General features: G+C 59.1%; 28 protein-coding genes and 1 tRNA gene. 11 read left to right on the top strand and 18 right to left on the bottom strand.

Going from position 1 to position 25,960, the window contains the following annotated elements; all coding sequences use genetic code 11:
* Window positions 1–104: 104 nt before the first annotated feature.
* Window positions 105–812 (bottom strand): nitroreductase, encoded by a 708-nt coding sequence (locus tag ASF77_RS17030; protein ID WP_056341820.1) that lies wholly within the window; start codon window positions 810–812, stop codon window positions 105–107.
* Window positions 809–1,720, bottom strand: a complete 912-nt coding sequence (locus tag ASF77_RS17025) for a DMT family transporter (RefSeq protein ID WP_056341817.1) — start codon at window positions 1,718–1,720, stop codon at window positions 809–811. Before ASF77_RS17025 ends, ASF77_RS17030 begins: the two co-directional genes overlap by 4 nt.
* 345 nt (window positions 1,721–2,065) lie before the next feature.
* Here ASF77_RS17025 and phaP point away from each other — a divergent pair, with 345 nt between their 5' ends.
* Window positions 2,066–2,647, top strand: coding sequence for a TIGR01841 family phasin (gene phaP / locus ASF77_RS17020; protein WP_056341814.1), 582 nt, complete (start codon window positions 2,066–2,068; stop codon window positions 2,645–2,647).
* A 217-nt stretch (window positions 2,648–2,864) separates the two neighbouring features.
* Here phaP and ASF77_RS17015 read toward each other — a convergent pair whose 3' ends face one another.
* From ASF77_RS17015 to ASF77_RS16990, 6 genes are all read right to left on the bottom strand, one after another.
* Complete coding sequence (locus ASF77_RS17015) at window positions 2,865–3,587, bottom strand: ABC transporter ATP-binding protein (RefSeq protein ID WP_056341811.1); 723 nt, start codon at window positions 3,585–3,587, stop codon at window positions 2,865–2,867.
* The gene (locus ASF77_RS17010) at window positions 3,587–4,354 is read right to left on the bottom strand and encodes an ABC transporter ATP-binding protein (protein ID WP_056341807.1); all 768 of its coding nucleotides are present in this window, start codon (window positions 4,352–4,354) and stop codon (window positions 3,587–3,589) included. Before ASF77_RS17010 ends, ASF77_RS17015 begins: the two co-directional genes overlap by 1 nt.
* Window positions 4,355–4,367: 13 nt before the next feature.
* On the bottom strand, window positions 4,368–5,582 hold the full coding sequence (locus ASF77_RS17005) for an ABC transporter ATP-binding protein (protein WP_056341804.1): 1,215 nt from the start codon (window positions 5,580–5,582) through the stop codon (window positions 4,368–4,370).
* A gap of 9 nt (window positions 5,583–5,591) precedes the next feature.
* Window positions 5,592–6,527, bottom strand: a complete 936-nt coding sequence (locus ASF77_RS17000; protein WP_056341801.1) for a branched-chain amino acid ABC transporter permease — start codon at window positions 6,525–6,527, stop codon at window positions 5,592–5,594.
* Window positions 6,528–6,730: 203 nt separating this feature from the next.
* The gene (ispH, locus tag ASF77_RS16995) at window positions 6,731–7,696 is read right to left on the bottom strand and encodes a 4-hydroxy-3-methylbut-2-enyl diphosphate reductase (RefSeq protein WP_056341799.1); all 966 of its coding nucleotides are present in this window, start codon (window positions 7,694–7,696) and stop codon (window positions 6,731–6,733) included.
* An 11-nt stretch (window positions 7,697–7,707) separates the two neighbouring features.
* Window positions 7,708–8,163 (bottom strand): peptidylprolyl isomerase, encoded by a 456-nt coding sequence (locus ASF77_RS16990; protein ID WP_056342297.1) that lies wholly within the window; start codon window positions 8,161–8,163, stop codon window positions 7,708–7,710.
* Between the two features lie 242 nt (window positions 8,164–8,405).
* On the opposite strand from ASF77_RS16990, the gene ASF77_RS16985 reads away from it, so the two are divergent.
* From ASF77_RS16985 to ASF77_RS16960, 6 genes are all read left to right on the top strand, one after another.
* The gene (locus tag ASF77_RS16985; protein ID WP_056341796.1) at window positions 8,406–8,765 is read left to right on the top strand and encodes a TetR/AcrR family transcriptional regulator; all 360 of its coding nucleotides are present in this window, start codon (window positions 8,406–8,408) and stop codon (window positions 8,763–8,765) included.
* A 12-nt stretch (window positions 8,766–8,777) separates the two neighbouring features.
* Complete coding sequence (locus ASF77_RS16980) at window positions 8,778–9,131, top strand: hypothetical protein (RefSeq protein WP_056341795.1); 354 nt, start codon at window positions 8,778–8,780, stop codon at window positions 9,129–9,131.
* A 111-nt stretch (window positions 9,132–9,242) separates the two neighbouring features.
* The gene (gene radC, locus ASF77_RS16975) at window positions 9,243–9,914 is read left to right on the top strand and encodes a DNA repair protein RadC (protein ID WP_056341791.1); all 672 of its coding nucleotides are present in this window, start codon (window positions 9,243–9,245) and stop codon (window positions 9,912–9,914) included.
* A gap of 175 nt (window positions 9,915–10,089) precedes the next feature.
* Complete coding sequence (rpmB, locus tag ASF77_RS16970; protein WP_005665737.1) at window positions 10,090–10,326, top strand: 50S ribosomal protein L28; 237 nt, start codon at window positions 10,090–10,092, stop codon at window positions 10,324–10,326.
* A 13-nt stretch (window positions 10,327–10,339) separates the two neighbouring features.
* Window positions 10,340–10,507, top strand: a complete 168-nt coding sequence (gene rpmG / locus ASF77_RS16965; protein WP_056157216.1) for a 50S ribosomal protein L33 — start codon at window positions 10,340–10,342, stop codon at window positions 10,505–10,507.
* Between the two features lie 141 nt (window positions 10,508–10,648).
* Window positions 10,649–11,686, top strand: a complete 1,038-nt coding sequence (locus ASF77_RS16960) for a lysozyme inhibitor LprI family protein (protein WP_082493845.1) — start codon at window positions 10,649–10,651, stop codon at window positions 11,684–11,686.
* Window positions 11,687–11,760: 74 nt separating this feature from the next.
* Here ASF77_RS16960 and ASF77_RS16955 read toward each other — a convergent pair whose 3' ends face one another.
* From ASF77_RS16955 to ASF77_RS16935, 5 genes are all read right to left on the bottom strand, one after another.
* Window positions 11,761–12,969 carry a fatty acid desaturase gene (locus tag ASF77_RS16955; protein WP_056341783.1) on the bottom strand — a complete coding sequence of 403 codons (1,209 nt, stop codon included), beginning with the start codon at window positions 12,967–12,969 and terminating at the stop codon, window positions 11,761–11,763.
* A gap of 181 nt (window positions 12,970–13,150) precedes the next feature.
* The gene (locus ASF77_RS16950; RefSeq protein ID WP_056341780.1) at window positions 13,151–14,419 is read right to left on the bottom strand and encodes a mechanosensitive ion channel family protein; all 1,269 of its coding nucleotides are present in this window, start codon (window positions 14,417–14,419) and stop codon (window positions 13,151–13,153) included.
* An 18-nt stretch (window positions 14,420–14,437) separates the two neighbouring features.
* Window positions 14,438–15,766: an RsmB/NOP family class I SAM-dependent RNA methyltransferase gene (locus ASF77_RS16945; RefSeq protein WP_056341777.1), complete on the bottom strand. Its 1,329-nt coding sequence runs from the start codon at window positions 15,764–15,766 to the stop codon at window positions 14,438–14,440.
* Window positions 15,767–15,791: 25 nt separating this feature from the next.
* Complete coding sequence (gene purN, locus ASF77_RS16940) at window positions 15,792–16,424, bottom strand: phosphoribosylglycinamide formyltransferase (RefSeq protein WP_056342295.1); 633 nt, start codon at window positions 16,422–16,424, stop codon at window positions 15,792–15,794.
* 69 nt (window positions 16,425–16,493) lie between these two features.
* Window positions 16,494–16,892 carry a barstar family protein gene (locus tag ASF77_RS16935; RefSeq protein WP_056341773.1) on the bottom strand — a complete coding sequence of 133 codons (399 nt, stop codon included), beginning with the start codon at window positions 16,890–16,892 and terminating at the stop codon, window positions 16,494–16,496.
* 386 nt (window positions 16,893–17,278) lie between these two features.
* On the opposite strand from ASF77_RS16935, the gene ASF77_RS16930 reads away from it, so the two are divergent.
* The 4 genes from ASF77_RS16930 to ASF77_RS16915 all read left to right on the top strand — a co-directional run bounded on the left by ASF77_RS16930 (window position 17,279) and on the right by ASF77_RS16915 (window position 20,663).
* Window positions 17,279–17,788, top strand: a complete 510-nt coding sequence (locus ASF77_RS16930) for a glycine zipper 2TM domain-containing protein (protein WP_056341770.1) — start codon at window positions 17,279–17,281, stop codon at window positions 17,786–17,788.
* Between the two features lie 116 nt (window positions 17,789–17,904).
* Window positions 17,905–18,687, top strand: a complete 783-nt coding sequence (locus ASF77_RS16925) for a spermidine synthase (protein WP_056341767.1) — start codon at window positions 17,905–17,907, stop codon at window positions 18,685–18,687.
* Window positions 18,688–18,708: 21 nt separating this feature from the next.
* On the top strand, window positions 18,709–20,529 hold the full coding sequence (locus ASF77_RS16920; RefSeq protein ID WP_056341764.1) for a GspE/PulE family protein: 1,821 nt from the start codon (window positions 18,709–18,711) through the stop codon (window positions 20,527–20,529).
* Window positions 20,530–20,587: 58 nt separating this feature from the next.
* Window positions 20,588–20,663, top strand: a tRNA-Lys gene (locus tag ASF77_RS16915).
* An 81-nt stretch (window positions 20,664–20,744) separates the two neighbouring features.
* On the opposite strand, the gene ASF77_RS24405 is transcribed toward ASF77_RS16915, so the two are convergent.
* From ASF77_RS24405 to ASF77_RS23770, 5 genes are all read right to left on the bottom strand, one after another.
* A complete protein-coding gene (locus ASF77_RS24405; protein WP_156648919.1) occupies window positions 20,745–21,149 on the bottom strand; it encodes a hypothetical protein in 405 nt (134 codons plus the stop codon).
* A 551-nt stretch (window positions 21,150–21,700) separates the two neighbouring features.
* Window positions 21,701–21,910 carry a hypothetical protein gene (locus ASF77_RS24400; RefSeq protein WP_156648918.1) on the bottom strand — a complete coding sequence of 70 codons (210 nt, stop codon included), beginning with the start codon at window positions 21,908–21,910 and terminating at the stop codon, window positions 21,701–21,703.
* Window positions 21,911–22,500: 590 nt separating this feature from the next.
* The gene (locus tag ASF77_RS23780) at window positions 22,501–24,522 is read right to left on the bottom strand and encodes a DUF2235 domain-containing protein (RefSeq protein WP_162244867.1); all 2,022 of its coding nucleotides are present in this window, start codon (window positions 24,520–24,522) and stop codon (window positions 22,501–22,503) included.
* Window positions 24,503–25,096 carry a DUF3304 domain-containing protein gene (locus tag ASF77_RS23775; protein ID WP_082493843.1) on the bottom strand — a complete coding sequence of 198 codons (594 nt, stop codon included), beginning with the start codon at window positions 25,094–25,096 and terminating at the stop codon, window positions 24,503–24,505. The genes ASF77_RS23780 and ASF77_RS23775 overlap by 20 nt, the downstream gene beginning before the upstream one ends.
* Window positions 25,093–25,959, bottom strand: coding sequence for a DUF4123 domain-containing protein (locus ASF77_RS23770; protein ID WP_162244866.1), 867 nt, complete (start codon window positions 25,957–25,959; stop codon window positions 25,093–25,095). The genes ASF77_RS23775 and ASF77_RS23770 overlap by 4 nt, the downstream gene beginning before the upstream one ends.
* Window position 25,960: the final 1 nt, after the last annotated feature.

Below are 25,960 nucleotides of genomic sequence, written 5' to 3'. Positions count from 1 at the left end.
CCATGCCTATTTTGCCGCACAACAACGGAATCATGCACCGTGCATGCTGAGGTGTGGCCCGATCTTTTCACATTGTGTAACGCACGCAACAGCAGAGTTAACAATCACTCAAGGAAACGGACAAAGGCCGACAGCGGTTCGCGTTCCGTCACCAGCGTGTTCTCGATCTTGCCCGGATCGGCCCAGCCCAGCGCCATGCCGCACACCACCGTCTCGTTCGGCGGCAGCTGGAGTTGTTCGGCAATGACCCGGTGGTACTGGGTAAAGGCGGCCTGCGGGCAGGTATCGAGGCCACGGCCGCGCGCGGCGACCATGATGTTTTGCAGGAACATGCCGTAATCGAGCCAGGAGCCCTGCTCCATCACGCGGTCGATGGTGAAGATCAGCCCGACGGGCGCATCGAAGAAGCGGAAATTGCGCGCATGCTGGGCCGCCATGCCGGCCTTGTCTTCGCGCGACAGGCCGAGCAGGCCATATAAATCCCAGCCGACCTTGCGGCGGCGGTCGATGAAAGGCGAGACCCATTCGCGCGGATAGTAGGCGTATTCCTCGGTGTGCTGGCGCGACTGTTCGGGGTCGAGGTGGACGGCCAGGATGGCGTCCGACAGGGCGACCCGCGCCTGCCCGGTCAGCACGTACACTTTCCAGGGCTGGGTATTCGTGCCCGAGGGCGCGCGCGCCGCCACTTCGAGGATGCGTTCGATATCGCTGCGCTCGACCGGCTTGTCGAGGAAGGCGCGGATCGAGCGGCGCGAAGTGATGGCGGCATCGACCGCGTTCTGCGGGCTGGGTGCTTGCTGGTGCGGGGTCATGCAGTCTCCTGTTTCTTGACGACGAAAGCGACGCCGGTCACGGCCACCGCCATGCCCAGCAGCCCGAGCGGGCTGAGCGACTCGCCGAACAGCAGCCAGGCCATGATGGCGGTGGTCGGCGGAGTCAGGTACAACAGGCTGGTCACTTCGGTGGCGTTGCTGCGCCGGATAAGCTTGAACAGTAAAAAGATCGCGCCGATCGACAGCGCGAACACCGACCACAGCAGCGCGGCCACGAAGTTGGCGTTCCACGTTACTTTAGACAATGCCGGATCCAACTGTTCAAAAAGAATTGCGCAGGGCAGCAGCGCGGCGACAGTCGCGGCGAACTGGATCACGGTGCCCGTGCGCAGATCGAAACTCGGGCAGTAGCGGCGCTGGTACATGGTGCCGGCCGTGATCGAGAGCAGCGCGAACAGGCAGTACAGAATGGAGCGCGTCGACAGGCCTGCCAGATTGATCTTCGCCGCCACGACCAGCGCTACCCCGCCCAGGCCCAGCACCAGGCCGATCCACTGGCGCGGACGCACACGCTCGCCGATCAGGGGCGCGGCCACCGCGGTGAGGATCGGCTGCATGCCGACAATCAACGCCGACAGTCCGGCCGGCATGCCGATCTTGATGGCGCACCAGACGCCGCCCAGATAGCCGGCCTGCAGCAGCAGCCCCGCCACCGCCACATGCTTGATGCGGCCATGCGGCCAGGGCGCGCGAAACAGCAGGACGATGGGCAACAGCACGACCAGCACCAGCAGGCAGCGCAGCAGCAGGAAGGTCAGCGGCGGCGCATACGGCAGGCCGAACTTGGCGACGATGAAGCCGGTGCTCCAGAGGACAACGAAAAAGGACGGCACCAGCCAGCGGTGCTGCGAAGCGGATGCGCCTGGGAGTGCGGTGGTGTCGGCCATGGTCGTGGAAGTCGGGCGCAAAGATCGGGCACAAGGGTCGGGCGCAAAGGTCGGGCGCGAACCGGCGGACGGCGAGTAGCGCAGTTGCAAGTCTAACATGGGTAGACATTCTCTTCCGGCCACCCGATCCGGGTGAAAACCTTGGCAGACTGACGCTACAAGTTGTTGAGAAGTATTTCTTCCGATGCAAGAACACAACAATCATTTCCGGCGTGGTGCGATGCACCAAAATCGCTTGACGCGTCCGCCGAAATGGGCAAAACTTCGCTCTGTTGCGGTGCACCATTCGAACCAGCACCGGTTTGTAGCAGCATACCTTCCTATAACGTTTGTTTGGAGATACACATGTTTGCAATCCCAGAGCAGTTCTCGAATGCTACCAAAGCCAATTTCGAATCCCAGTTCGCCCTGTTCTCGTCGCTGACCGCGAAGACCTTCGAAGGCATGGAAAAGCTGGTCGAGCTGAACATCAATACCGCCCGCGCTACCCTGGCCGACAACTCGACCACCGCGCGCCAGCTGCTGTCGGCCAAGGATCCGCAAGAGTTCTTCCAGCTGAGCGCCGCCCAGGCCCAGCCAGCCGCTGAAAAAGCCGTCGCCTACAACCGCCAGCTGGCCGCCATCGCCACCGGTACCGGCGCCGAGTTCTCGAAAGCCGCCGAAGGCCAGATCGTCGAAGCCAACCGCAAGGTCATCGCCCTGGTCGACGAAGTGAGCAAGAACGCACCAGCCGGTTCGGAGACTTTTGTCGCCGCCGTCAAGACCGCGATCAGCAATGCCAACGCCGGCTACGAGCAGTTCAGCAAGACCACCAAGCAGGCCGTCGAAGCCATCGAAAGCAACGTGAACGCCGCCGTGTCGCAGTTCTCGCAGGCTGCCGCCAAGGCGCCGGCTGCCGCTGCCAACGCTGCCGCCGCTGCTGCTTAAATTAAAATTGCCCGTCTTGTGCGGGTAACAAAAAAGGCCGCCTGAGTGATCAGGCGGCCTTTTTACATGATCCGTCCGAGAACGGGGGCGCCGCAATTCGGCGCGTGTACGCGGGCATGCCCGCCCTACGGTGCACAACCGTCAGTAGTGAGCCGTCGCGTAAGGTAGGGCGGGCATGCCCTCGGATCACGCCATGCATGACCACGCCGCATGTCAATCACTCCCCCAGATACGCCGCCTGCACCCGCGGATCGTCGAGCATTGCCTGCGCATCCCCGGTCATGGTGATTAGTCCGGAATCCATCACATACCCCCGGTGCGCGGCCTGCAGCGCCAGCTTCGCGTTCTGCTCGACCAGCAGGATCGTGATCCCCTGCTTCGACACGTCGCGAATCACCTCGAAAATCTTCTCCACCATGATCGGCGCCAGACCCATCGACGGCTCGTCGAGCAGCAGCAGGGTCGGGTGGCTCATCAGGGCGCGCGCCATCGCCAGCATCTGCTGCTCGCCGCCGGACAGGGTGCCGGCCAGCTGGCCCGAACGCTCTTTCAACCGCGGGAAGACACCGAACCATTTCTCGATGTCCTGCTCGATCGCCGCCTTGTCGTCGCGCGTGTAGGCGCCCATCAGGAGGTTCTCGTGGATCGTCATGCGGGTGAACACGCCCCGCCCTTCCGGCACCATGGCCAGCTTTTGCTGCACCAGGCGGAAGGACTGCGTGCCCATCAAGGGCTTGCCGAGATAGGTCATCGTCCCCTCGACCTTGCAGGCCGGCAGGGTGCCGGTGATGGCCTTCAGGGTCGTGGTCTTGCCGGCGCCGTTGGCGCCGATCAGGGTCACCAGTTCGCCCTTGCCGACTTCCAGGTCGATGCCCTTGACGGCCTTGATGCCGCCGTACGCGACCTTCAGGCCCGCGATCTTCAACACTTGTTCGCTCATCAGTGAGCACCTCCCAGGTAGGCCGCGATCACCGCCGGATCCTTCTGGATCTCGGCCGGGACGCCTTCGGCGATGCGCTTGCCGTACTCGAGCACGGTAATCCGGTCGCACAGGCCCATCATCAGTTTCACGTCGTGCTCGATCAGGAGCACGGTCTTGCCGCTGGCCTTGATCTTGACCAGCAGTTCGCGCAGCGCCAGCTTTTCGGTGGCGTTCATGCCGGCGGCCGGTTCGTCCAGAGCCAGCAGTTGCGGATCGGTGGCCAGGGCGCGCGCGATTTCCAGGCGCCGCTGGTCGCCGTAAGACAGGTACTTGGCCGTGCGGTTGGCGAACTGGCCGATGCCCACGAAATCCAGCAGTTCCTGCGCGCGGGCGCGGATCGCCGCTTCCTCATCGCGCGCCGCCTTGTGGCGGAAGATCGCGCCGAACACGCCCTGCTTCGAGCGCACGTGGCGTCCGACCATGACGTTTTCCAGCGCCGTCATCTCGCCAAATAAACGGATGTTCTGGAAGGTGCGCGCGATGCCCGCCTTCGCCACCGCATGCGGCGCCGAGGGCGAATACGGCTTGCCGGCCAGCTCGAACTTGCCGCTGTCGGGCTGGTACAGGCCAGTGATGACGTTGAAGAAGGTGGTCTTGCCGGCGCCGTTCGGGCCGATCAGGCCATAGACCTGGCCGGGACGGATCTGGATCGCGACATCGGTCAGCGCCTGCAGGCCGCCGAAGCGTTTATTCACGCCGGAGATATTCAGGAGAAATTCGCTCATCGTGATCAGCGCCTCAGACGGCCGCCGCCTCCTTGTCGTCGTCGCGCGCCAGCGCCGCGTTCGGGCGGTCTTCCTTGTTCGGCGAAGGCCACAGGCCGGCCGGACGCACCAGCATGATGGCCACCAGCGCCAGGCCGTACAGCAGCTGGCGCAGCACCTCGGCTTCGATGATCACTTTCCCGAACAACGCCATCTGCGCCGGCTCGACCACGTGGCGCAGCACTTCCGGCAGGGCCGCCAGCAGCACGCCGCCCAGCACCACGCCGGGAATGTGGCCGATCCCGCCCAGCACCACCATCGCCAGCACGGCGATCGATTCGGTCAGCGAGAACGATTCCGGCGACACGAAACCCTGGAAGGCGCCGAACATCGCGCCGGCCACGCCGCCGAAGGACGCGCCCATCGAGAAGGCCAGCAGTTTGACGTTGCGGGTATTGATGCCCATGGCTTTCGCCGCGATCTCGTCTTCGCGGATCGCCACCCAGGCGCGGCCCAGGCGCGAATGCTGCAGGCGGCTGGTCACGAAGATCGTGGCAATGCACAGGAACAGGAACAGGAAGTAATAGGCGTTCACCGAAGGCATGCCGTAGCCGCCGATGTACACCGTCGATTGCGAACCTGCTTCGCCGGCGAGGGACACGCCGAAGATGCGGATCGGATCGATCATGTTGATGCCCTGCGGCCCGTTCGTGAAGTTAATCGGGTCGTTCAGGTTGTTCATGAAGATGCGGATGATCTCGCCGAAGCCGAGCGTGACGATGGCGAGATAGTCGCCGCGCAGCTTCAGCGTCGGCGCACCCAGCAGCGCCCCGCACAGCGCCGCCACCAGCCCCGCCAGCGGCACGATGGCCCATACGGACAGGTGGATGCCGTTCTGCTGGATCTCAGGCCCGAACAGGGCAACCAGTGCTTCCCCGATCGCCGGCGAGTAATTCACCACCGATTCGAGCAGCGCCGCGAATTGCGGCGAGGAAAACAGCCCGACCAGGTAGGCGCCGACGGCGAAGAAGGCGATGTAGCCAAGGTCAAGCAGGCCGGCGAAGCCGACCACGATATTCAGCCCGAGCGCCAGCATGATGTACAGGAGCGCGATGTCGATGATGCGCACCCAGGAGTTGCCGTACTGGGCGGCAAAGAAGGGGAAGGCCAGCATCGCGGCCAGCAGCAGGCCCATCGTGATAAAGGCCTGGCGCTTGTCGCGGTGGACGTCGAAAGTGAGGAAGGCCACGACGTCTCCTTATGCGCGGTCGGCCACGCGCTCGCCCATGATGCCGGACGGACGCAGGGTGAGCACCAGGATCAGCACCACGAAGGCGAAGATGTCCTGGTAATGGCTGCCGAGGAAGCCCCCGGTCAGGTCGCCGATGTAGCCGGCGCCGAGCGCCTCGATGATGCCGAGCAGCAGGCCGCCGATCATGGCGCCGTAGATGTTGCCGATCCCGCCCAGCACCGCCGCGCAGAAGGCTTTCAAACCCGGCAGCACGCCCATGGTAAAAGTGATCGAGGCGTAGTTCGCACCCCACATTACGCCGGCCACGGCGGCGAGCGCCGCGCCGATGGCGAAGGTGGCGACGATGACGCTGTTCGAATCGACGCCCATCAGGCCGGCCACGCGCGGGTTTTCGGCGACGGCGCGCATCGCACGCCCCATTTTGGTGCGTTCCACCAGCAGCACCAGCCCCACCATGGCCAGCGCGGCGAGCACCAGTAACAGCACCTGGGTCTGCGAAATCATGGCGCCGCCGACCATGATCGGTTCGCTCGAGAGCAGTTGCGGGAAGGGCAGCGGGCTGCGGCCCCACCACGGCATGGCCATGACGAAGGTCTGCAGCAGGATCGAGACGCCGATCGCGGTGATCAGCGGCGCCAGGCGCGGCGCGTTGCGCAGGCGGCGGTAGGCGATGCGTTCGATGAGGACATTGACCAGCATCGCCACGGGAATCGCACCGAGGATGGCGACGGCCAGCTGGACGAAACCGGGCAGACCGGGAAAATAGGCTTCCAGCAGTTGCAGGATCGAGAGGCCGACCATCGCCCCGATCATGAGGACGTCGCCGTGGGCGAAGTTGATGAGGTTTAGCACCCCGTAGACCATCGTGTACCCAAGCGCGACCAGTGCATACATGCTGCCTAGCACCAGCCCGTTGAGTATCTGCTGGACAAAAGTCTCCATCGTTTCCGCACCCTTCAGATCGATAACAAAACGGCACTCCGGGATCCCGAAGTGCCGCTCATCCGCCCGCTGCCGTGTGCGGCGGCAGGCAAAAACAGTTGCCACTACAAAAATTCCGAGCGTCGCCATCATAGCGAGCTTTTTGAAAAACTAACAACGGAAAGTTGTAGTGCGCTCCTGTGTTAGCGAAAGGAGTGCAAAACTTATGCCACCTCGGCCTTGACGCCGTCCAGGCCTTTCGGCAGCGGGAAGATGACGTTCTCTTCCACGCCTTCCAGCGCACGCACGCTGGCCGCGCCGAGCTGCTTCAGACGGTCTATGACGGCCTGCACCAGCACCTCCGGGGCCGAGGCGCCGGCGGTCAGGCCGATGCGCCGCTTGCCGGCGATCCATTGCGGGTCGATCAGGTCGGCGCGGTCGACCATGTAGGCGGGCGTGCCCAGCTTGTCGGCCAGCTCGCGCAGGCGGTTCGAGTTCGAGCTGTTCGGGCTGCCGACGACGATCACCACCTCCACCTGCGGCGCCATGAACTTGACCGCTTCCTGGCGGTTGGTGGTGGCGTAGCAGATGTCGCCCTTCTTCGGCTCCATGATGTTCGGGAAGCGTGCCTTCAATGCCGCGATGATCTCGGCGGTGTCGTCGACCGACAACGTGGTCTGCGAGACATAGGCGAGATTGTCCGGATTGGCCACCTGCAGGGTCGCCACGTCCTCGACGGTCTCGACCAGGTGCATGCCCTCTTCAGCCTGGCCCATCGTGCCTTCGACTTCCGGGTGGCCGTCGTGGCCGATCATGACGATTTCGGCGCCCTGCTTGCGCATCTTCGACACTTCCACGTGCACCTTGGTGACCAGCGGGCAGGTGGCGTCGAAAATCTTCAAGCCGCGCGATTCGGCTTCGAGGCGCACGGCCTTCGAGACGCCATGGGCCGAGAACACCAGCGTATTGCCGGCCGGGACGTCGTCGAGGCTCTCGATGAAGATCGCGCCCTTGGTGCGCAGGTCTTCCACCACATACTTGTTGTGGACGATTTCGTGGCGCACGTAGATCGGCGCACCGAACTGCTGCAAGGCGCGCTCGACGATCTCGATGGCACGGTCGACGCCGGCGCAAAAACCGCGCGGCTGGGCAAGCAGAATCTCGTTTTCCACGTTTGCGACGTTTTCCATAATTATTCCTGTTACAGAACCGAAATCAGTTTCACTTCGAATTGCAGATCCTGGCCGGCCAGCGGGTGGTTGAAGTCGAACAGCGCGGCGTCCTCGCGCATTTCGCGCAGCATGCCGGCAAAGCGGCCGCCGCCTGGCGCGGCGAAGTCGACCAGGTCGCCCGCCTTGTAGTCGGCGTCGGGCACCGAGTTCTCGTCGAGCGTCTGCTTCGAGACCCACTGCAGCAGTTCCGGATTGCGTTCGCCGAAACCTTCGGCGGCGCTCAGCGTGAACGTCTTGTGTTCACCCTCCGCCATGCCGAGCAGGCGCTCTTCGAGGAAAGGCGCGAGCTGGCCCTGGCCCAGCATCAGCGTGGCCGGGTTGGTGCCGAAAGTGGTGACGATGTCGGTACCGTCCGCACCGGCAAGGCGGTAGTGCAGGGTCAGGTAAGCCGATTCGGTGACGACAGCAGGGGAAGCGTTGGACATGTTCTTGGTCAAGTCAGGCAAACCGCTATTGTAATGCCTGGTGCCCATTCCCGCCTCGGAGCGCCACTTTTTTTGGCAGCAGCCGCCCTGCGTGAAACCGTTTTTCGCCGGACTGTCGCGCCTGCGCATCGGGCAAGCTGGGCGCCTCCGGAGTTATTTACCGATCGTTCCACAATAATTGTTGACTGACCATTCCATAATCGGCAGAATGGGTTTGTCAATCAAGCACCGGGAACGATCACATGGCACGCCCCAGGAATTTTTCCGAAGACGAGGTTCTTGTCCAGGCCGCCGCGATCTTCGCGCGCCTGGGCTATGACGCCACCTCGATCGACGACCTGCTCGCCGCCACCGGCCTGCAGCGCGGCAGCCTGTACAAGGCTTTCGGCTCGAAACGCAACCTGTTCGAAAAGGTACTGGCCGGGGCGCTGGCGCCGGGCTGGACGAGCAACCCTGCCTCGATCGACCTTCTGATTATTGCCCTCAAGGAGCTGGTGCCCGACGATCCGCCCATTGCCGCGCTCTGCCGGCGGGCGGTCGAGGAAGCTGGAACCGACGCCGCGCGGCTGCTGGGCGCGCGCCTGCTGGAACACCTGGACTGAGAAAGGAAGACCATGCCCCTACTCGAACTGACCGAAAAGGAACTGGTGGTGCACCTGTGCACGTGGGAGGCCGTGCTTTCGCTCCACGGCAGCATCCGCATACCGCTGGCGAACGTGCGCGGAGCCACCGCCGACGAGGGCTACCGCGGCCGCGAATTGGGCCTGCGCGCACCGGGAACCGGGGTACCCGGCCTGCTGTACGCCGGCACCTTCTACAAGAATGGCGACCGCCAGTTCGTCTTCATCGCCCGCGGCACCCATCCGGTCGTGATCGAATTGGCCAACGAAAAATTCAAGCGCATCGTGCTGGGGGTGAAGGATGCGCGGCGCACCGCGGCCGAGGTGAGCGGCGCGGTCGCGGCCTGAGGCCGGACGAATACAGCTGCGCGCGGGATGCAGCACCTGCGCGCCAGATCAGAACCCGATCCGTCCGGATGCCCATAATCGGCCCTCCTCTTTTTATGAAGGCGGAGCACCATGGGCATTAATGACTGGCCGGAACAGCACCGGCCGCGCGAACGGCTGGCGCGCGAAGGATCGGCCGCCTTGTCGAACGCCGAATTGCTGGCGATTTTCCTGCGCGTGGGCGTGCGCGGACGCAGCGCCGTCGAACTCGGCAGCCACATGCTCGAGCACTTCGGCTCGCTGCAGGCTTTATTGCATGCGACGCCCCAGGAGTTTTCACAGGTGCACGGTCTCGGCCTGGCCAAGTATGCGCAGCTGCAGGCCGTGATGGAACTCTCGCGCCGGGCGATCTCGGAAGAATTCTTTCGCCACGCGCTGTGTTCGCCCGACGTTGTCAAAACCTATTTGCGCGGCAAATTCGGGCTGCAAGCCCACGAATCCTTCGTCGTCCTCTTCGTGGATGTGAAAAACCGCCTGATCGATGCGCAGGAAATGTTTCGCGGTACCCTCACCCACACTTCCGTCTACCCGCGGGAAGTCGTACTGGCGGCTCTACGTCGCAACGCCTCGGGGGTGATGCTGGCGCATAACCACCCGTCCGGGATGGCCGAGCCCAGCGATGCCGACATCAAGCTGACGCGCGCGCTGACCCAGGCGCTGGCCCTGATCGACGTGCGTGTCCTCGACCATTTTGTGGTAGCCGGGACACAGGTGCATTCTTTCGCCGAACACGGCCAGCTCTAGCGGCGGCGTTCAATTAACTGCGTGAAAACAAGGTGTAAAGCACGATTTTACAATTGTTAAATTCAATCACAGAATCAAGACACAATTGTTTTTCGCAAGTGATTGATTCCGCGATGGTTTTCACGCTATACTCTCGTTTTTCCGAATTCGGAAGTTTATTCTTAAGGAGTGCATTATGGCACGTGTCTGCCAAGTTACCGGCAAGGGTGTGATGGTTGGCAACAACGTCTCCCACGCTAACAACAAAACCAAGCGTCGTTTCCTGCCGAACCTGCAGAACCGTCGCATCTACGTGGAATCCGAAAACCGCTGGGTCTCGCTGCGTTTGTCCAACGCCGGCCTGCGCGTCATCGACAAGCTGGGCATCGACGCCGTTCTGGCCGACATGCGCGCTCGTGGCGAAAAAGTCTAATTAGGGAGCTATCATGGCAAAAACTGGCCGCGACAAAATCAAGCTGGAATCGACCGCAGGTACCGGTCACTTCTACACCACCACCAAGAACAAGCGTACGATGCCGGCGAAGATGGAAATCATCAAGTTCGACCCCAAAGCACGTAAGCACGTTGCGTACAAGGAAACCAAGATCAAGTAATCGATCCTGGTGCTGTACAAGAAAAGCCGCCCACGCAAGTGCGCGGCTTTTTTGTTTTATCGGGCCCTTGTGACAATCGGTGATTTTCTGGCAAGCCTGGATGCGTATGATGAACGGTTTCGAACCTCGACAATACCTCCTATGTTTCGCCGCTCCCATGTTCTACGCGCTGCCCTCGCTGCCGCCTTGCTCTGGGTCGGCAGTTCGGGAGCCGCACAGCCCTCCGCTGCGGCTTATCCCAACACCGAAGGCTTCGGAATCGCATTCGACAAGGCCGAGGACTGGTATCGTCACTGCATGCGCGTCGAGCGCCTCGCCTACCCTCCCGCACGCGCGGACGGGGAGCGCTGCGACGCCGTCGATCTCTATTACGTGAAACGCGAACAGGCATCGACCTCCGCCGCCGAGTGGCGCCAGGTACATGCCTGTGCCCGCGCGGCGGGTGACGACGCCGTCCTGATGATGCTCCATGCGAACGGCTATGGGGTGCCGCGCGATACCGACCGCGCCTTGCACCATGCCTGCAAACTCGACAGCGCCAAAGCGGAAATGGAAGGCCGGGTGACCCACCTCGCCAGCGGCGCAGCCGCGCCCGACGGCCAACCCTTCGACCTGTGCGACCACGTCACCAGCGGCCGCATGGGATCGGTCTGCGCAGGCTTGAAGGAGACCCGCACGGCGCGCGCGCGAAACACGCGTCTCGATCGCCTCGCCACCACCCTGCCAGCCGCGGCGCAAGCACCGTTCGTGCAGTTGCGCAAGGCTGCCGATGCCTTCGCAAGCCAGTCCCAGTCCGAAGTCGACATGCAGGGCACGGGCGCGGCCGGTTTCGCGGTCGCCCATGCCGCAAGCCGACGCAATGAATTCCTAGACACGGTACTCGCCGCCACACGCGGCAAGCTGGCGCCGGTCAGCGCATCCGAATTCGCGCGGCTCGACGCCCGCCTGAATGCGGCCTATCGCAAGCTGCTGGCGGCGCCGCGCGGACAGGAAAACTGGAAAGCCCGGATCGGGCAGTCCACGGTTACCCGCGCGGATCTGCGCGCCACCGAGCGCGCCTGGCTCGCCTACCGCGACGCCTGGATTCCCTTTCTGCGAGCGGCGCGCTTGCCGGCAGACCCGGTCGCGGTCAAGGCAGCGCTGACGCGCCAGCGGCTTGCCCAGCTCGAGCGCATCTGAACGTGTGATACAACAGACCGCACCATGAAAAAAGGCTCCCGCGGGAGCCTTTTTTTGTAGCGAACCTGAAACGCTTATGCGTAGCTGCGCAGGCGCAGCGAGAATTCCTGCAGCGACTTGATGCCCGAGGCTTCGGCACGTGCGCACCAGTCCTGTAGTTGCTGCAGCAGCTGGTCGCGGGTCGAATGCGAGCGTTCCCAGATCGCGCCCAGTTCCACGCGCATCTGGTGCATCGTTTCCAGCGCCTTGCTGTGCTTGAAGAGCTCGATAAGCTGTTCTTTCTGCGACAGTTCCAGCTTGCCCGGCTCGCGCTGCAGCAGCTTGCGCGAGGATTTCAGGAAGCGCTTCTCCAGCTCGGCCTTGGTCTTCAGGTGTTCCAGTTCCTCGCGGAACGCGACCTTGACCGACTTGGCATACTTCGCCATCACGTCGTAGCGGTTGGTGATGACCGACTGCAGCGTGTCGAGGTCGGCGATCTGCTTGCCCTTGGCGAACTTCGGCTCCGGCGCAACCTTTTTCACTTTCGCCAGGCCCATCATTTCCAGGGCGCGGATATAGCACCAGCCGAGGTCGATCTCGTACCACTTGCTCGACAGCTTGGCCGAAGTGGCGTGGGTATGGTGGTTGTTGTGCAGTTCCTCGCCGCCGATCAGGATGCCGAACGGGAAGATGTTGGTGGCCGCATCGGCGCAATCATAGTTGCGGTAACCCCACCAGTGGCCCAGGCCGTTGATGATGCCGGCCGCGGTGATCGGGATCCACATCATCTGGACGGCCCAGATCGTGATGCCGATGACGCCGAACAGGGCGACGTTAATGACGAGCAGCGCCGACACGCCAACCACGCTGTGCTTGCTGTACACATTGCGCTCGAGCCAGTCGTCCGGCGTGCCATGGCCGTACTTGGCCAGGGTTTCCTTGTTCTTGCTCTCGACGCGGTACAGTTCGGCGCCTTCCAGCAGCACTTTCTTGATGCCGCGCGTGACCGGGCTGTGCGGGTCTTCCTCGGTATCGCATTTCGCGTGGTGTTTGCGGTGGATGGCCGCCCATTCCTTGGTGATCTGGGCCGTGGTCAGCCACAGCCAGAAACGGAAGAAATGGCTCGGGATCGCGTGCAGTTCGAGGGCGCGGTGGGCCTGGTGGCGGTGCAGGTAAATCGTGACGCTGGCGATCGTGATATGGGTCACGACCAGGGTGTAGAGCACGACCTCCCAGCCGGAAAGGCCGATGAGTCCGGTATTCAGGAATTCCAGGACGGAATGCAGGATGTTGCTAAAGCTCATTAAGGCTCCAAGGTGATTGCTGTCTGGTGCACGCCATCTTTTCTGGGAGAAGGTCGTAAGGCCCGACGAGGGATCGGGCCGCTATCCGCATTTTACGCACTTCTCGTGACACACGGCACGAACCACGCACGTAAATTGCGTCTTTCGGCAAAATGTGCGCCACATTCATGCCAGATGTGCATCAAGTTGGAGGAAGTTGTGGCACCAATCCCAAACGGATCGCGCCGGAGTGTACTAATGCGTAAATATTCTTGTTCACGGCCGAGATCACGCTGCCGCTGCCCTTCTCCGGATCGATGATCGAAAAGCCCAGTTCCAGCTCGTAGCCGGTAGGGCCGAAGGCGTTGAGCTGCACCGAAGGCGCCGGCTCGGCGATGACGCGCTCGACCTCGTCCGCCTGGCGCACCAGCAACTCCATCACTTCGTCGAGGTTGCTGTCGTAGGCGACGGTGATGCGCGTGCTCAGGCGCACCGCCTTGTTGGTGCCGGACTGGTTCAGCACGACGCCGGTGATCAGCATTTCGTTCGGCAGCAGGGTTTGCGTGCCGTCGAGCGCCTGCAGCACCGTGGTGCGCGTGTTGATGCGCGCAACCCGGCCCGAATACTTGTCGACCGTGATCGGATCGCCGATCGACAGGCTGCGTTCGAGCAGGATGATAAAACCGGACACATAATTACTGGCGATGCGCTGCATGCCCAGACCGAGACCGACGCCGAGCGCGCCGCCGAACACCGACAGCACGGTGAGGTCGAGTCCCATCAGGTTCAGGCCGACCAGCACCGACACCAGGATCAGCAGTGCGCGTGCCATGCGCGCCAGCACCACGCGCGAGGAGGTATGCAGCCCTTGCAGGCCCATCAGGCGCTCCTCGATCGAGGCGCCGGCCCACAGCGCCACCATCATCAGCACGATGACCGAGACCGCACCCTGCAGGATGTCGAGCAGGGGAATGCGCTTTTTGCCGATCGGCAGGCGCCGATCCTCGAGGAACTCGATGATGTCCGGCCACATCCCGAGCAGATACAGGGCCACGCCCAGCCAGACGATGAGCGCCAGGATTTTCTCGAAGGTCTGCAGCGCCGTGCCGATCTGGCCGTGCCGGGCGAACCCCCGCCGCAGCAGGTAGAACACGATGCGGATCAGCGCCATCGACGTGAACAGCGGCAAAGCCACGTTCAACAGGTGTACGCTCTGCTGCTTTTGCAGGGCGATCTTCGCGCCCCAGACCAGACCGGCGATCAGCAGCGGCGCCAGCACGCGGCCGAAGCCTTCCACACCGATGCGGCGCAGGGCATTCTGGCCGTCGTCCTCGTGCAGCCAGCTGCGCCGGATGAAGCGCGCCAGCAGCAGGCCGATGACCACCGCACCGACGATGGCCAGCGCCTGCCACAGGATGCGGGGATTGCTGATGTCTTCCAGGAGATCCTGCAGCAGGTCGGTCAATGGCATCTGGGCGCGGTTCCTTTTTTACGCGTCGGTGGCGTCAGTGTCTGCTTCGTCAGCGGCGGTGGCTTTCGGCTCTTTCGCTTTTTTTGCAGCCATCGGCTTGCGTTCCAGCACGGCGGCGAAGAAGCCGTCGGTGCCGTGCTTGTGCGGCAGGAGCTTCAGGTACTGATCCATCTCCAGGTCGATCTTCTGCTCGGCCAGCACGTCCTTCATCGGCACCAGGGCGAAATCCGGGTGCGAGGCCAGGAACTGCTCGACGATGAAATCGTTCTCTTCGTTCAGCAGCGAGCAGGTGGCGTACACCAGGCGGCCGCCGCCCTTGAGCAGGCGCGCGGCGCCGTCCAGGATCGAGGCCTGCTTTTCCTGCATCTCGGCCACGGCCGATTCCGGCTGGCGCCACTTGACGTCGGGATTGCGGCGCAGGGTGCCCAGGCCCGAGCACGGCGCGTCGACCAGCACGCGGTCGATCTTGCCGGCCAGGCGCTTGATCTTGGCGTCGCGCTCGTGCGCGATCAGCACCGGATGCACGTTCGACAGGCCGCTGCGCGCCAGCCGCGGCTTCAGCTTCGATAGGCGCTTTTCCGAGACATCGAAGGCGTACAGGCGGCCGGTGTTGCGCATCGTCGCGCCCAGGGCCAGGGTCTTGCCGCCGGCGCCGGCGCAGAAGTCGACGACCATCTCGCCGCGGCGCGCGGCCAGGATCTGGGCCAGCACCTGGCTGCCCTCGTCCTGCACCTCGATCGCGCCGTCCTTGAACAACGGCAGGTTCTGCAAGGTTGGCTTCTTCTTGACGCGCAGGCCGAGTGGCGAGTACGGGGTCGGCTCGGCCAGAATCGGCGCCTCGGCCAGCTTGGCGATGACCTCGTCGCGATTGGCCTTGATCGAATTGACGCGCAGGTCGAGCGGCGCCGGCGTGTTCAGCACGGCCGCCAGTTCCTTTGCTTCCGGCTCGCCATATTGGGCGACCAGCTTGTCGAACAGCCACTGCGGCATGTTCGCCTGCGCCAGTGGCGGCAGCAGGCTGCGGTCGATTTCCTTGATGCGAGTCAGGAACTCCGTCTCGTCCTCGTGCAGGCCGCTGAGCGACTCGATCCCGGCCGTTTCCGCCAGGCCCATCAAGGCGAGGCGGCGCATCGACGGCGTGCCGCCGCTGCCGCCGAAATCGGTGAAGAAGGTCTTGTTGCGCAGGACGGCATACACCGCTTCGGCGACGACGCCGCGTTCGCGCGAACCGAGGCGCTGGTGATCCTTGAAGTAACGCGACAGGGTGACGTCGGCCGGGGCCGTAAAGCGCAAGATCTCGCGCAGCACCTCTTCGGTACTGCCGAGAATTGCTGGTGGCAATCTCATGAAAATCCTTGAATGACTACTGGTGTTAACTGGTGATGGTGTCGGCGAAGTGCGAATCTGAAATTCGGACATCGCCCTGTTCAATACTGAGCCTGTCTTCGACGAACAGGCGCACGGCATAGGGGTAGAGCTTGTGTTCCTCGGCCAGCACGCGCGCCGCCAACGTGTCGGGCGTGTCGCCCGCCAGCACCGGCACGCGGGCCTGGGCCACGACCGGGCCATGATCGAGCTCGGCAGTGACGAAATGCACCGTCGCGCCATGCTCGGCCACGCCGCCCTCGATCGCCTGGCGATGCGTCTCCAGCCCCGGGAAGGCGGGCAGGAGCGAGGGATGGATGTTCAGCATGCGCCCGGCGTAATGCTCGACGAAGGGCGCCGTCAGGATCCGCATGAAACCGGCCAGCACGACCAGGTCGGGCGCGAAGCGGTCGATTTCCTGGCGCAGGGCCGCATCGAATTCGGCGCGGCTCGCAAACTGTTTACTAGGGACGACCGCGGTAGGAATGCCCTGGGCTTGCGCGAAAGCGAGTCCTGCCGCATCCGCCCGGTTGCTGATCACTGCCGCGATCCTGGCCGGCCACCCTTCCAGCTGCGCGGCGCGCACGACCGCTTCCATGTTGCTGCCGCGGCCAGAGATGAGGATGACGATGTTTTTCATGGCGCGCATTGTACCGCAAGGCCTGCCACCTGCCGCCTGCCGGCGCCACGGGCTGCGTCCCCTTCGACACTACTCGAAGGAGTAAAAAACGCGGAACGGGACTTTCTTCTCGGCCCAGAATTCGGCCGCGTCGCGGAACACGTCGAGCAGGGTCTCGCGCGCTTCCTTGTCGAATTTCTGGGTGTTCGGCAGCTGCTCCAGCACCACCAGGAAGCCGGGCTGGAGGCCGGCTTCGGACACGGTATTGGTGAGGCAGTTGCGCAGGGCGTCGAAGTTCTTGCTGCAGGGTTTAGGAAAATAGAAGTTCTCGCCGATGCGGGCGCACACCTGTTGCTTGGTCAGCGTGTTCGCGCAATGCGCGTACAGGAAATGGTGGCCCATTCGCACCGCCTCTTCCTGCAGTTCCGGCACGCGATAAGCGCGAATGGACTGCACAAGATTGGACGGCACTCTCATCAACATACTCATTTTTCCCTCAAGTCGACCTGGTGAGTGTGTGAAAAACTCCAGGGCCGTTCACCATGCATGCCCAGGCAGCAACGCCGTTCTCCTAAATCGTTTCCACGCGCCAATAACCCTAAGTCTGTAAGGGTAACGTTTTGTAGTAACCGAAGCAACCCGAATGTGCTTCAGCGGCCAAAATTTGAAAGAAACTGCCGCTTTTCGCGCAAATTCGTGCCTGTTTGGCGTGTTTTCGCATTCTGGCCTTCCTGCGACTCCATATGCACGGCTGTTACATTTTGTTGCCACGCAGATCGACCGGAAAGTCCGCGCCAGGATTAACATACATGGGTGGACGTGAATTCATTGGACGTCACTTCATACTAACCGCTGCACCTACGACGAGGTTCCTCATGAACATGCAAACCAAACTGATGATTTCCGCCCTGGGACTGTGCGCCTTGCCGCTCGCCCAGGCCGCCGAATTCGAAGACTTCGGCCGCGTGGTGCGCGTACAGCCGCGCGTCGAGCAGATCCGCATGCCGCGCCAGGAATGCCGCACCGACTACCAGCAGGTGCCCGTGCAGCAGCAGCGCGGTGCCGGCGGCTCGATCGTCGGCGGCATCGCCGGCGCCCTGCTCGGCAACCAGATCGGCAGCGGTAACGGCCGCGTCGCGGCAACCGCCGCCGGTGCGATCGCAGGCGCCGTCGTCGGCGACCGCGTGGAAAACAATGGCCGCCAGGATGTCGCCGTGCAGGAACAGGCCGTGCGCCAGTGCCGCACCGTCGAGGCCATCGAATCTCGCACCAGCGGCTACGACGTGACCTACGAATACCGCGGCCAGAACCACACCGCCTTCATGCAGCGCGATCCGGGCAACCGCATTCCCCTGCGCGTGACGGTCGAGCCTGCGCAGTACTGATCTGTCTGCTATCGGAACGGCGAAGCCCCCTCCTTCACCGTTCCGACCCATTCCCGTGGCGCTTGCGCTGCGGGAACCCCTCCCGTGATAATAGGACGATTCCTTCAGGTCGCCCTATGCTCATCAAACGCAAATCCATCGAACAAGCCGAATCCTCGCGCCGTCCCGCGCGCAAGCCGAAATTCGCGCCCGTGACCCTGTCCGAACAGGACGGCGTCCGCTATCTCCACTTCGGCACCGAATGGGTGCAGGGCGCGATGCGCATCCGTAAGCCCGACTGGCCGGAACTCGAATACGCGCAGCAGATGATGGCCTGGATGCTGTTCATCGAGACGCCGCGCCATATCGCCCAGCTCGGCCTCGGTTCGGCCACGCTCACCAAATACTGCTTCCGCCAGTTTCCCGAGGCCCAGGTCACGGCCGTGGAACTCAATCCTTCGGTGATCGCCATTTGCGACACCATGTTCAAGCTGCCGCCGCGCGATGATCGTCTACACATCCTCGAGATGGATGCGCTCGACTTCGTCGAAGACCCCGAAAACCACGGCCGCTACGACGTGCTCCAATGCGATTTATATGACGCCACCGCGCGCGGTCCCGTGCTCGACACGCCCGAGTTCTATGCCGCCTGCAACGACTGCCTGACCGAACAAGGCATCATGACGGTCAACCTGTTCGGCGACCACCCGAGCTACAACAAGAACATCAAGGCGATGAAATTCGCCTTCGCGCACGTGATCTGCCTGCCGGAAGTCCACGACGGGAACGTCGTCGCCCTCTGCTTCAAGACCCGGCCCGCGCTCGACAGCGCCGCGCTGGCCGCACGCGCGGCCCAGATCGTCGCCGCCACCAAGCTGCCGGCGAAATCCTGGGTCAAGGGTATCGAGGCGGCACGCTAACCATTCGAACACCGAGGGAACATGAACGCCAACGTCCAACCCGCTTCCCTCCCCCGCAGCCCCGCGCGGCCGCGCAAGCTCGACCTGCAGGCGATTTTCTCCTGGCTCCTGGCCGACGGCATCGTCGAGAAAGACAAGGTCAAGGCGCATTTCGCCCAGGCCCAGGGCGTCCTGAAAAACGCGGCCGGCTCGATGCACCCCTTGACGGCCGTCGCCCAGTGCAAGCTGGTGTCGACCCAGCCGCCGCACCGCCTGCTCACGCTCGACATCCTCACCGAATGGTGCGCGGCCAAGGTCGGCATCCCCTTCATCCGCATCGACCCGCTCAAAATCGATTTCACGAAGGTGGCCGACGTGATGTCGGCCAGCTATGCCGCGCGCTTCAATATCCTGCCGGTCGACATCAGCGCAACGACCTTGACGGTGGCGACCAGCGATCCGTTCGCGCTCGAGTGGGAAGCCGAGATCGCCAAGCTGTCGCGCCGCCGCATCGAACTGGTGCTGGCCAACCCCCTCGACATCGCGCAATACATTTCGCAGTTCTTCAGCCTGGCGAAGTCGATCCGCGACGCCAGCAAGTCGAACGCCCAGGACGTCGCCCTGCGCAACAACTTCGAGCAGCTGGTCGAACTGGGTAAGGCAAATAAACAGTTCGATGCGAACGACCAGCACATCGTCAACATCGTCGATTGGCTGTGGGGCTACGCCTTCGAGCAGCGGGCGTCGGACATCCACCTGGAGCCGAAACGTGAGATCGCCGTCATTCGCTTCCGCATCGATGGCGTGCTGCACCAGGTGTACCAGGTGCCGGCGGCCGTGATGCTGGCGATGACGGCGCGCATCAAGCTGCTCGGCCGCATGGACGTCATCGAAAAGCGCCGCCCGCAGGACGGCCGCATCAAGACCAGGACAAGCAACGGCCAGGAAGTCGAACTGCGCCTGTCGACCATGCCGACCGCTTTCGGCGAAAAGCTGGTGATGCGTATCTTCGACCCGGAGGTCGTGGTCAAGACGCTGCCGGAACTGGGCTTCCCGCCGGACGACGCCCAGCGCTGGGACGCCCTCACCAACCGCCCGCACGGCATTATCCTCGTCACCGGGCCGACCGGCTCGGGCAAGACGACGACGCTGTACACGACCCTGAAGGCGCTGGCGACCAACGAAGTCAACGTCTGCACGGTCGAGGATCCGATCGAGATGGTCGAGGCCTCGTTCAACCAGATGCAGGTACAGCCCGGCATCGACCTGTCCTTTGCCGACGGCGTGCGCGCCCTGATGCGCCAGGATCCGGACATCATCATGGTCGGCGAGATCCGCGACCTGGCGACGGCCGAGATGGCGATCCAGGCCGCCCTCACCGGCCACCTCGTGCTCTCGACCCTGCATACCAACGACGCACCCTCGGCCGTGATGCGCCTGCTCGAACTGGGCGTGCCCGACTACCTGCTGGAAGCGACCCTGATCGGCGTGATGGCCCAGCGCCTGGTGCGCACCCTGTGCCCGGACTGCAAGGCGCCGGATGGCGAGCTGAGCGACGACGTCTGGGAAAGTCTCGGCGGCGCCTGGCAGCTGCCCAAGCCGGCGCTGGTCTACCGCCCCATCGGCTGCCCCGAATGTCGCCAGACCGGCTACCGCGGCCGCACCGGCTTGTACGAGCTGCTGACGGTGTCCGAGGAATTCATCCGTTTGATTGGCGACGCGGCCGACCTGGCGGGCCTGCGCCAGCAGAGCGTTGCCGACGGAATGAAACCGCTGCGGATTGCCGGGGCGATGAAGATCATCGAAGGGGCGACGACGGCCGAGGAAGTGCTGAAGGTGACGGCGGCGCTGTCGGCCTCCTGAGGAAGTTCGCTTAGCACTAGCGCAAACGCCAATCGCCGGCTATAATGCTGCCTCTTTCGGGTCGTTAGCTCAGCTGGTAGAGCAGCGGACTTTTAATCCGTTGGTCGCAGGTTCGAATCCCGCACGGCCTACCACGAATTTAGCAGCAGCAATGAAGGCGTCATGAGTGATCATGGCGCCTTTTTTGTTTTAGTACCAATTGCCAGCTAGCTCCTCTAAAACTCCAATTGCTTAAGATCAGCTGAAACCGTTGCAATTGGATAGCCTTCACCTTCGCAATAACTCAAGAAATGAAGAGTGATTCTTTTGTTAACAACTGAAAGCTTTCCTAAGGTTTTTGTTGAACTATTTCGATCCATTAGTTCGATCGGTCGGTTACAGCTATCAATTAAAATACTCGATAAAATCTTCGGAGCCGCTGCTCGGACATCGAGAAAATTTAAAAATATTTCTGCACCTGCGCTACATTGTCCACTTCCATTCCCGCCTTTCGTTCTGATAAACGAAACAAATGCAAGTACTCCCTTATCTTTATATGCTTGCATAGCGTTGGGCAAGAATCCAATGAAACCGTCCGCACCGACCAGTGACGGATCATACTTTCTCGGAATCCGCTGCAAAACTACCTCTCCTCGCTCAGATTTCAAGAGGATGCTGGTAGATTTCTGATTATATCGGATCTGGTAGAGACTTCCATTGAAACATGCACTTGGGTACACCCTTACTAATTCTTCGAATTTCTGATCTTTGCAATTCGTGCTAGCTTGAGGTGCAGCCGCAACTGTATCGCAAAAAATTAATGACATCCCTAACATGACCGCGGCAATTTAATTTTTCATTTATATTTCCGCCCCAATAAAATTCTAGTCGTAGAGTTAACGTCTGCATTTTCAGAATCTGCTATTTTTCAGCACGCTTGCCGCTTATTTTTGCTTTGTATATTGTCATGTGAGAGACGTTGGCTAAGTTTGTAGAAAGGCGAATTTTAGTCCATTCACGAAGGGCTAGAGCGTCACATCGATTACTACGAGGTCAACGACAGTTGCGAAGGCTTCCTGAGTAGTAATGGCGCTCATTTGTTTTAGATAGACACGTCATGCGACTAGCTGCGACGCCTGCGTAGATCGCTGATCGACGCAATTTTAAAAGCAATGCTCCTTCATTAACTAGTTTAGCGCTCTACGCTCTTCTTTTCCTCATCGTCTTCTTTTTCACAACATGATGATGGTGGATCTGCTTGCTTGAGTAGTCCTCTTATTGCATCAGCTGAAATCATCATACTTGCAGAATAATATGGCTTAGAAAAATAAATTGTCATTACAATCTTGCATTCGATTGCTGACTTATTCTCTATTAATTTTAAGACCTCTTTACTCTCCATGAATCTTCGATGTGAGTAATTATCTCAACTAGCAACAAAAAACCCTTCCGACCGATACTTTTAATTCGCATCCCCTTCTTTTCCCTAAAGAAGTAAATCTCCCTCGAAAAACTTTCCCATCGCGTGTTCGCCCCTGAAGTTACAATCATCATCGAGCGAACAAATAAGTCTCTCGGTGACGACGCTCTCACCACGCTCTTGGTCAAAGAAAAAATCAAGGCTTTTTTGTCGAATCGAGCACGACTGAATTTTTTCTTTCTGCTTCGTCAATGATTACAAAAGTTAATTTGGTGATTGGCTCATCATTCGATTGGCATCCTGACAAAATAAGCAAAAGTGGCAGCAGGAATTTCGCCATCGTCGTACTCAGTCAGCTTATAAATTAATTCATAAAAGGTATTGACCGCAAGTTTTTCCTTCGATAACTTAGAACAGCCCTTCGTATTATCGTGATTTGTATTCCCTACAAATACGATCGGGGCCCTAAACTACCTATCTTTCGCCGAACTCAGCAACGCATCTCCTCTGCCAACTCCTGGCAGCAAGGACTAGAAATTGAAGCGCTACAGCGCCTACTCAGCAATTTCCACTTAACATGTGCCTTTGGCCTTTTCGTGGGACTCAAAGTTCCCTGGATGGAAAGCATATTCATATTTATTGTCGCCACCCAGATAAACGACCCGAGGATCCGATGGCAGCGTTGCATCCCCTGCAAAGCCTGCCAAAGAGTCGTGAACATAATTATCAAAAAAGCTAATTATATTCGGATCAGTTATCCCCTTGTTTCTTTCGAATTCATTTTCGTAAGCTTCGATCAGACTTTTGTAATGAGGACGAAGATTCTTAAAGTTTTTATGTTCAACCTCGTCTCCGAAAATATGCTTTTTTGTTCGCGCTCTACGTATTGCCATCACATCATTAATAAGTTGCGCATCATATATAGACAGCATATTTTGCAACTGATCCATTTTTGGCTGCGCGAGCTTCCGAGCCTTTGCGCTCAGTAGATCGTGATGGACACTCAGCTTTCTTTCACGTGCAGCCTGAATATCCTCATTAGACACTCCTGACTGCGGAGCTATTGAACCTCCGCTTCGTGCATTCATCGTTGCTGACGAACGACGCGATATGAGGGAGTCAAGTTCTTTAGCAGCACGAGCTTCTTCTTTTTCCAACCGCCAAATTTCGTCATCGATTCGCTTTTCGTCGTGGGCAAAAATATTCCGATGCTTAGAGATGCGGGTAGCTTCTTCCGTATTTCCAGCGAGCTTAAGTCTTATGGAACGGAATCGCCAGGCATAGTACAGTGCCATGTGTCTATTCATTGTTGTTCCAATTGTGGCGACGGATCCTACTTTCTTCAGATAGTGGTTAAAGCAAGCGATTAAATCCTTACTAATCTCAAAATCTTCCTTGTTCTCAACTCCCCAGGATATGGCAGGCAGAAGTGGCACCCCACAACTTACCGCGTGCCTATACATTTGCGTTAAAGGAATCAGTCCCAGTCCTTCAGTCCGCAATTCGCTTCTTGCACCCTCTCCTGGAGCATAACTACCTCCCACGTCGGAATGAACACCTGGATAGACAGTCTCATAAAAATGCCTAGGTTTTGTAATTTTTTTCGACTGGAAGATACTGATACTGTCCACTGGGAATGAATTTCGGATTTCATGCGCAGCGATGAAGTCCCTCACCTCTTCTACAGCATAGTCAATCTCCATTTTCCCACCCCAACCAGCGTGCCCGTCATATTTACCGGGCGCAGGGTCTGCTCCGGGCGCGGCATCCTCTGAGAACGCCAATGCTTCCGGTCGCGTTTTGCGATAATTTTCCAACCGATCTTCCATCATATATTCAACACTCGACATAGCGACGCCAACCTTGCTTGTCGTGTTTGAACTCATCGGCAATCCAACTGATGCTACCGTATCGAACAGACCCGCAAATCTAAGTCTAATGGGCCATTGACCTTGCTTCGATACCCATTTTCCTTTTTCCTTTTTGCATCGTTCCTCAAGCAGCATGCTAAGAAATGCACGTGCTAGTGCAGCACCGCGACTAAAGCCGAAAACAGCAATATTAATTTCAACTATCGAGGCTGAACTTGATGCTTGGGCACGGTTAAGATGGGGTAGCAAATAGCTATCGAACTGCTTTAAAGCGTAGTCTAACCGTTCTTGACCCATCGAGCCTGTTCCCAAACCTAATGCACTACCACCGTCATCACCTATTTCTCGGAAGTAGGTTCCGACTCCTTGCAAATACATGGCATAAATCCCATTAACAGGGTCATTTGCCGAGTGCACACGATACAGTTTTGCAACATTACTATGTTTCGGGACATTTTTGTCAGCAAATAAATTATTACCTGTCCCATCAAAGAAAAATGAGAACCAAAGGCATTGCTTACACGTAGCTCTATTGTCAGGCGAACTCTTCACTGTCACAGCGGCCGACACACTTTCAAGAGGCCTAATTTTCACAATCGGCTCAGCCGGAATAGTATCTATATGTGCTGCTTGTTCTGATGCTGTACGCAAGGCTTTTTCATTCGGCTGTAGCGGTAATGCTTTACTGTCTCCAACTCGACCGCTATTCTGGTTTTTTGTCATCTCGACACCTGGGTAAGTTAGTTTTCTGATTACGCTTGCCATTTAATGCAATTCGCGGCAGTGACAATTCATTTGTTAATTCTGCGCGCACCGACCCATCAGGATAAAAATGTACTTCCAAATGTTCAGGGGAGTGGTTCTTTGGATGAAGCACGTCCACATATGCTTCTTTATAATAAGCGAATATGTTTTTGAAAACCTCCCCGGATATGCGAGATTTTGTGATGTATAAGCACCCTCCTGACTGCCATCGAACATGAATCCTTAAGCTTTCTTTCTTTGCACCCGACAATACCAAGCAGCAGGCTGATTTCCCTCCGCCACTAGTTCTATTACTCAGGAATATATTTCCGCCACCTTGACCGTTGATGCTAAAGCTATCTATTATCTGATCCGTATAATTAAACCCAACTATATCTATGGCGTTGCTATTATCTATTTTCAGGATGTCATTTATGTCAACATTATTTTCAAGAGCATATCCGGCAGCGGTAAAGAAGACCATTCCAAAAAGAGAAATTCTATTTATGATTTGGTGACGCAGAATTTTTCGACTCAAAGACTTATGATTCATATTTCCACACCTAAATAATTTTCTACGATTTGCGTAAATTTTGCTTCTCCAGATTGAACCTGATCTAATCCCTCACTCCAGTAACGTTCCTTTTCAAAAGAATCCCCGCATAAAAGGGAAACTATACAGTAGAGGCTGAGATCGATAGTGGACATGATGCCGAAAGTATTTGCAAGACGGATTTTATCCGCTGCAAATCCATATCTGTCGTGCGGCAAGTTTTTCTTGAGGTGAGGCACCGCTTCTAAAAGTAAGTGAATGACGCGGTCTGGTTCTAACGCTTCGACCAAGGTTGCTTCTTGCTTTTCACTGAGACACAACTGGCCACATGGGTCATCAACTTCTTTAAATTCACTGCTGACCTCAACTAATTTTCCCAATCGATCGACAAACCACCATGTACTTGCCGCGCTAAAGAAATTTTTGGCTTGATCGAGAGATAAAATTTTTTTCAATTGCTCTAAGACACGAGGATCAAAAAATCGAAGCATTGCGTCCATATTTTGAGAAATTTTCATGTCAAGGCGCTTGCTTAATCGTTCTTGAACGGTATCAAGCGACTGAGACGACGCTAAGAGAATAAGACTGGATGTAGGCACACCATTATCTGTAATCCATCTTAATAATCTGCTGCTTACCTTTAAAGATGAATAACTGCCGAGCAGAATCAAAAACGGTGCAACAGAAAGCTCATTTTCCTCCCTCGAATCCGCAAAAAGGCTAGCCCATTTTGCGGGGCTTGCCACGAGCTCACGATGTAGCCCAGGCATTCCTGTATGGTCGGCGACGATATACAGATTTAGTTTTGGATTAGTAGTTATATAGTTCGTCGCAAATACCTTGAATTCGGAATTCGATAGCATA

Origin of the sequence: Massilia sp. Leaf139, assembly GCF_001424165.1 — a bacterium.
Classification (GTDB): Bacteria; Pseudomonadota; Gammaproteobacteria; order Burkholderiales; family Burkholderiaceae_D; genus Telluria.
The sequence above is the reverse complement of the archived record's forward strand: the minus strand, read 5'-3'. Positions and strand labels throughout refer to the sequence as shown.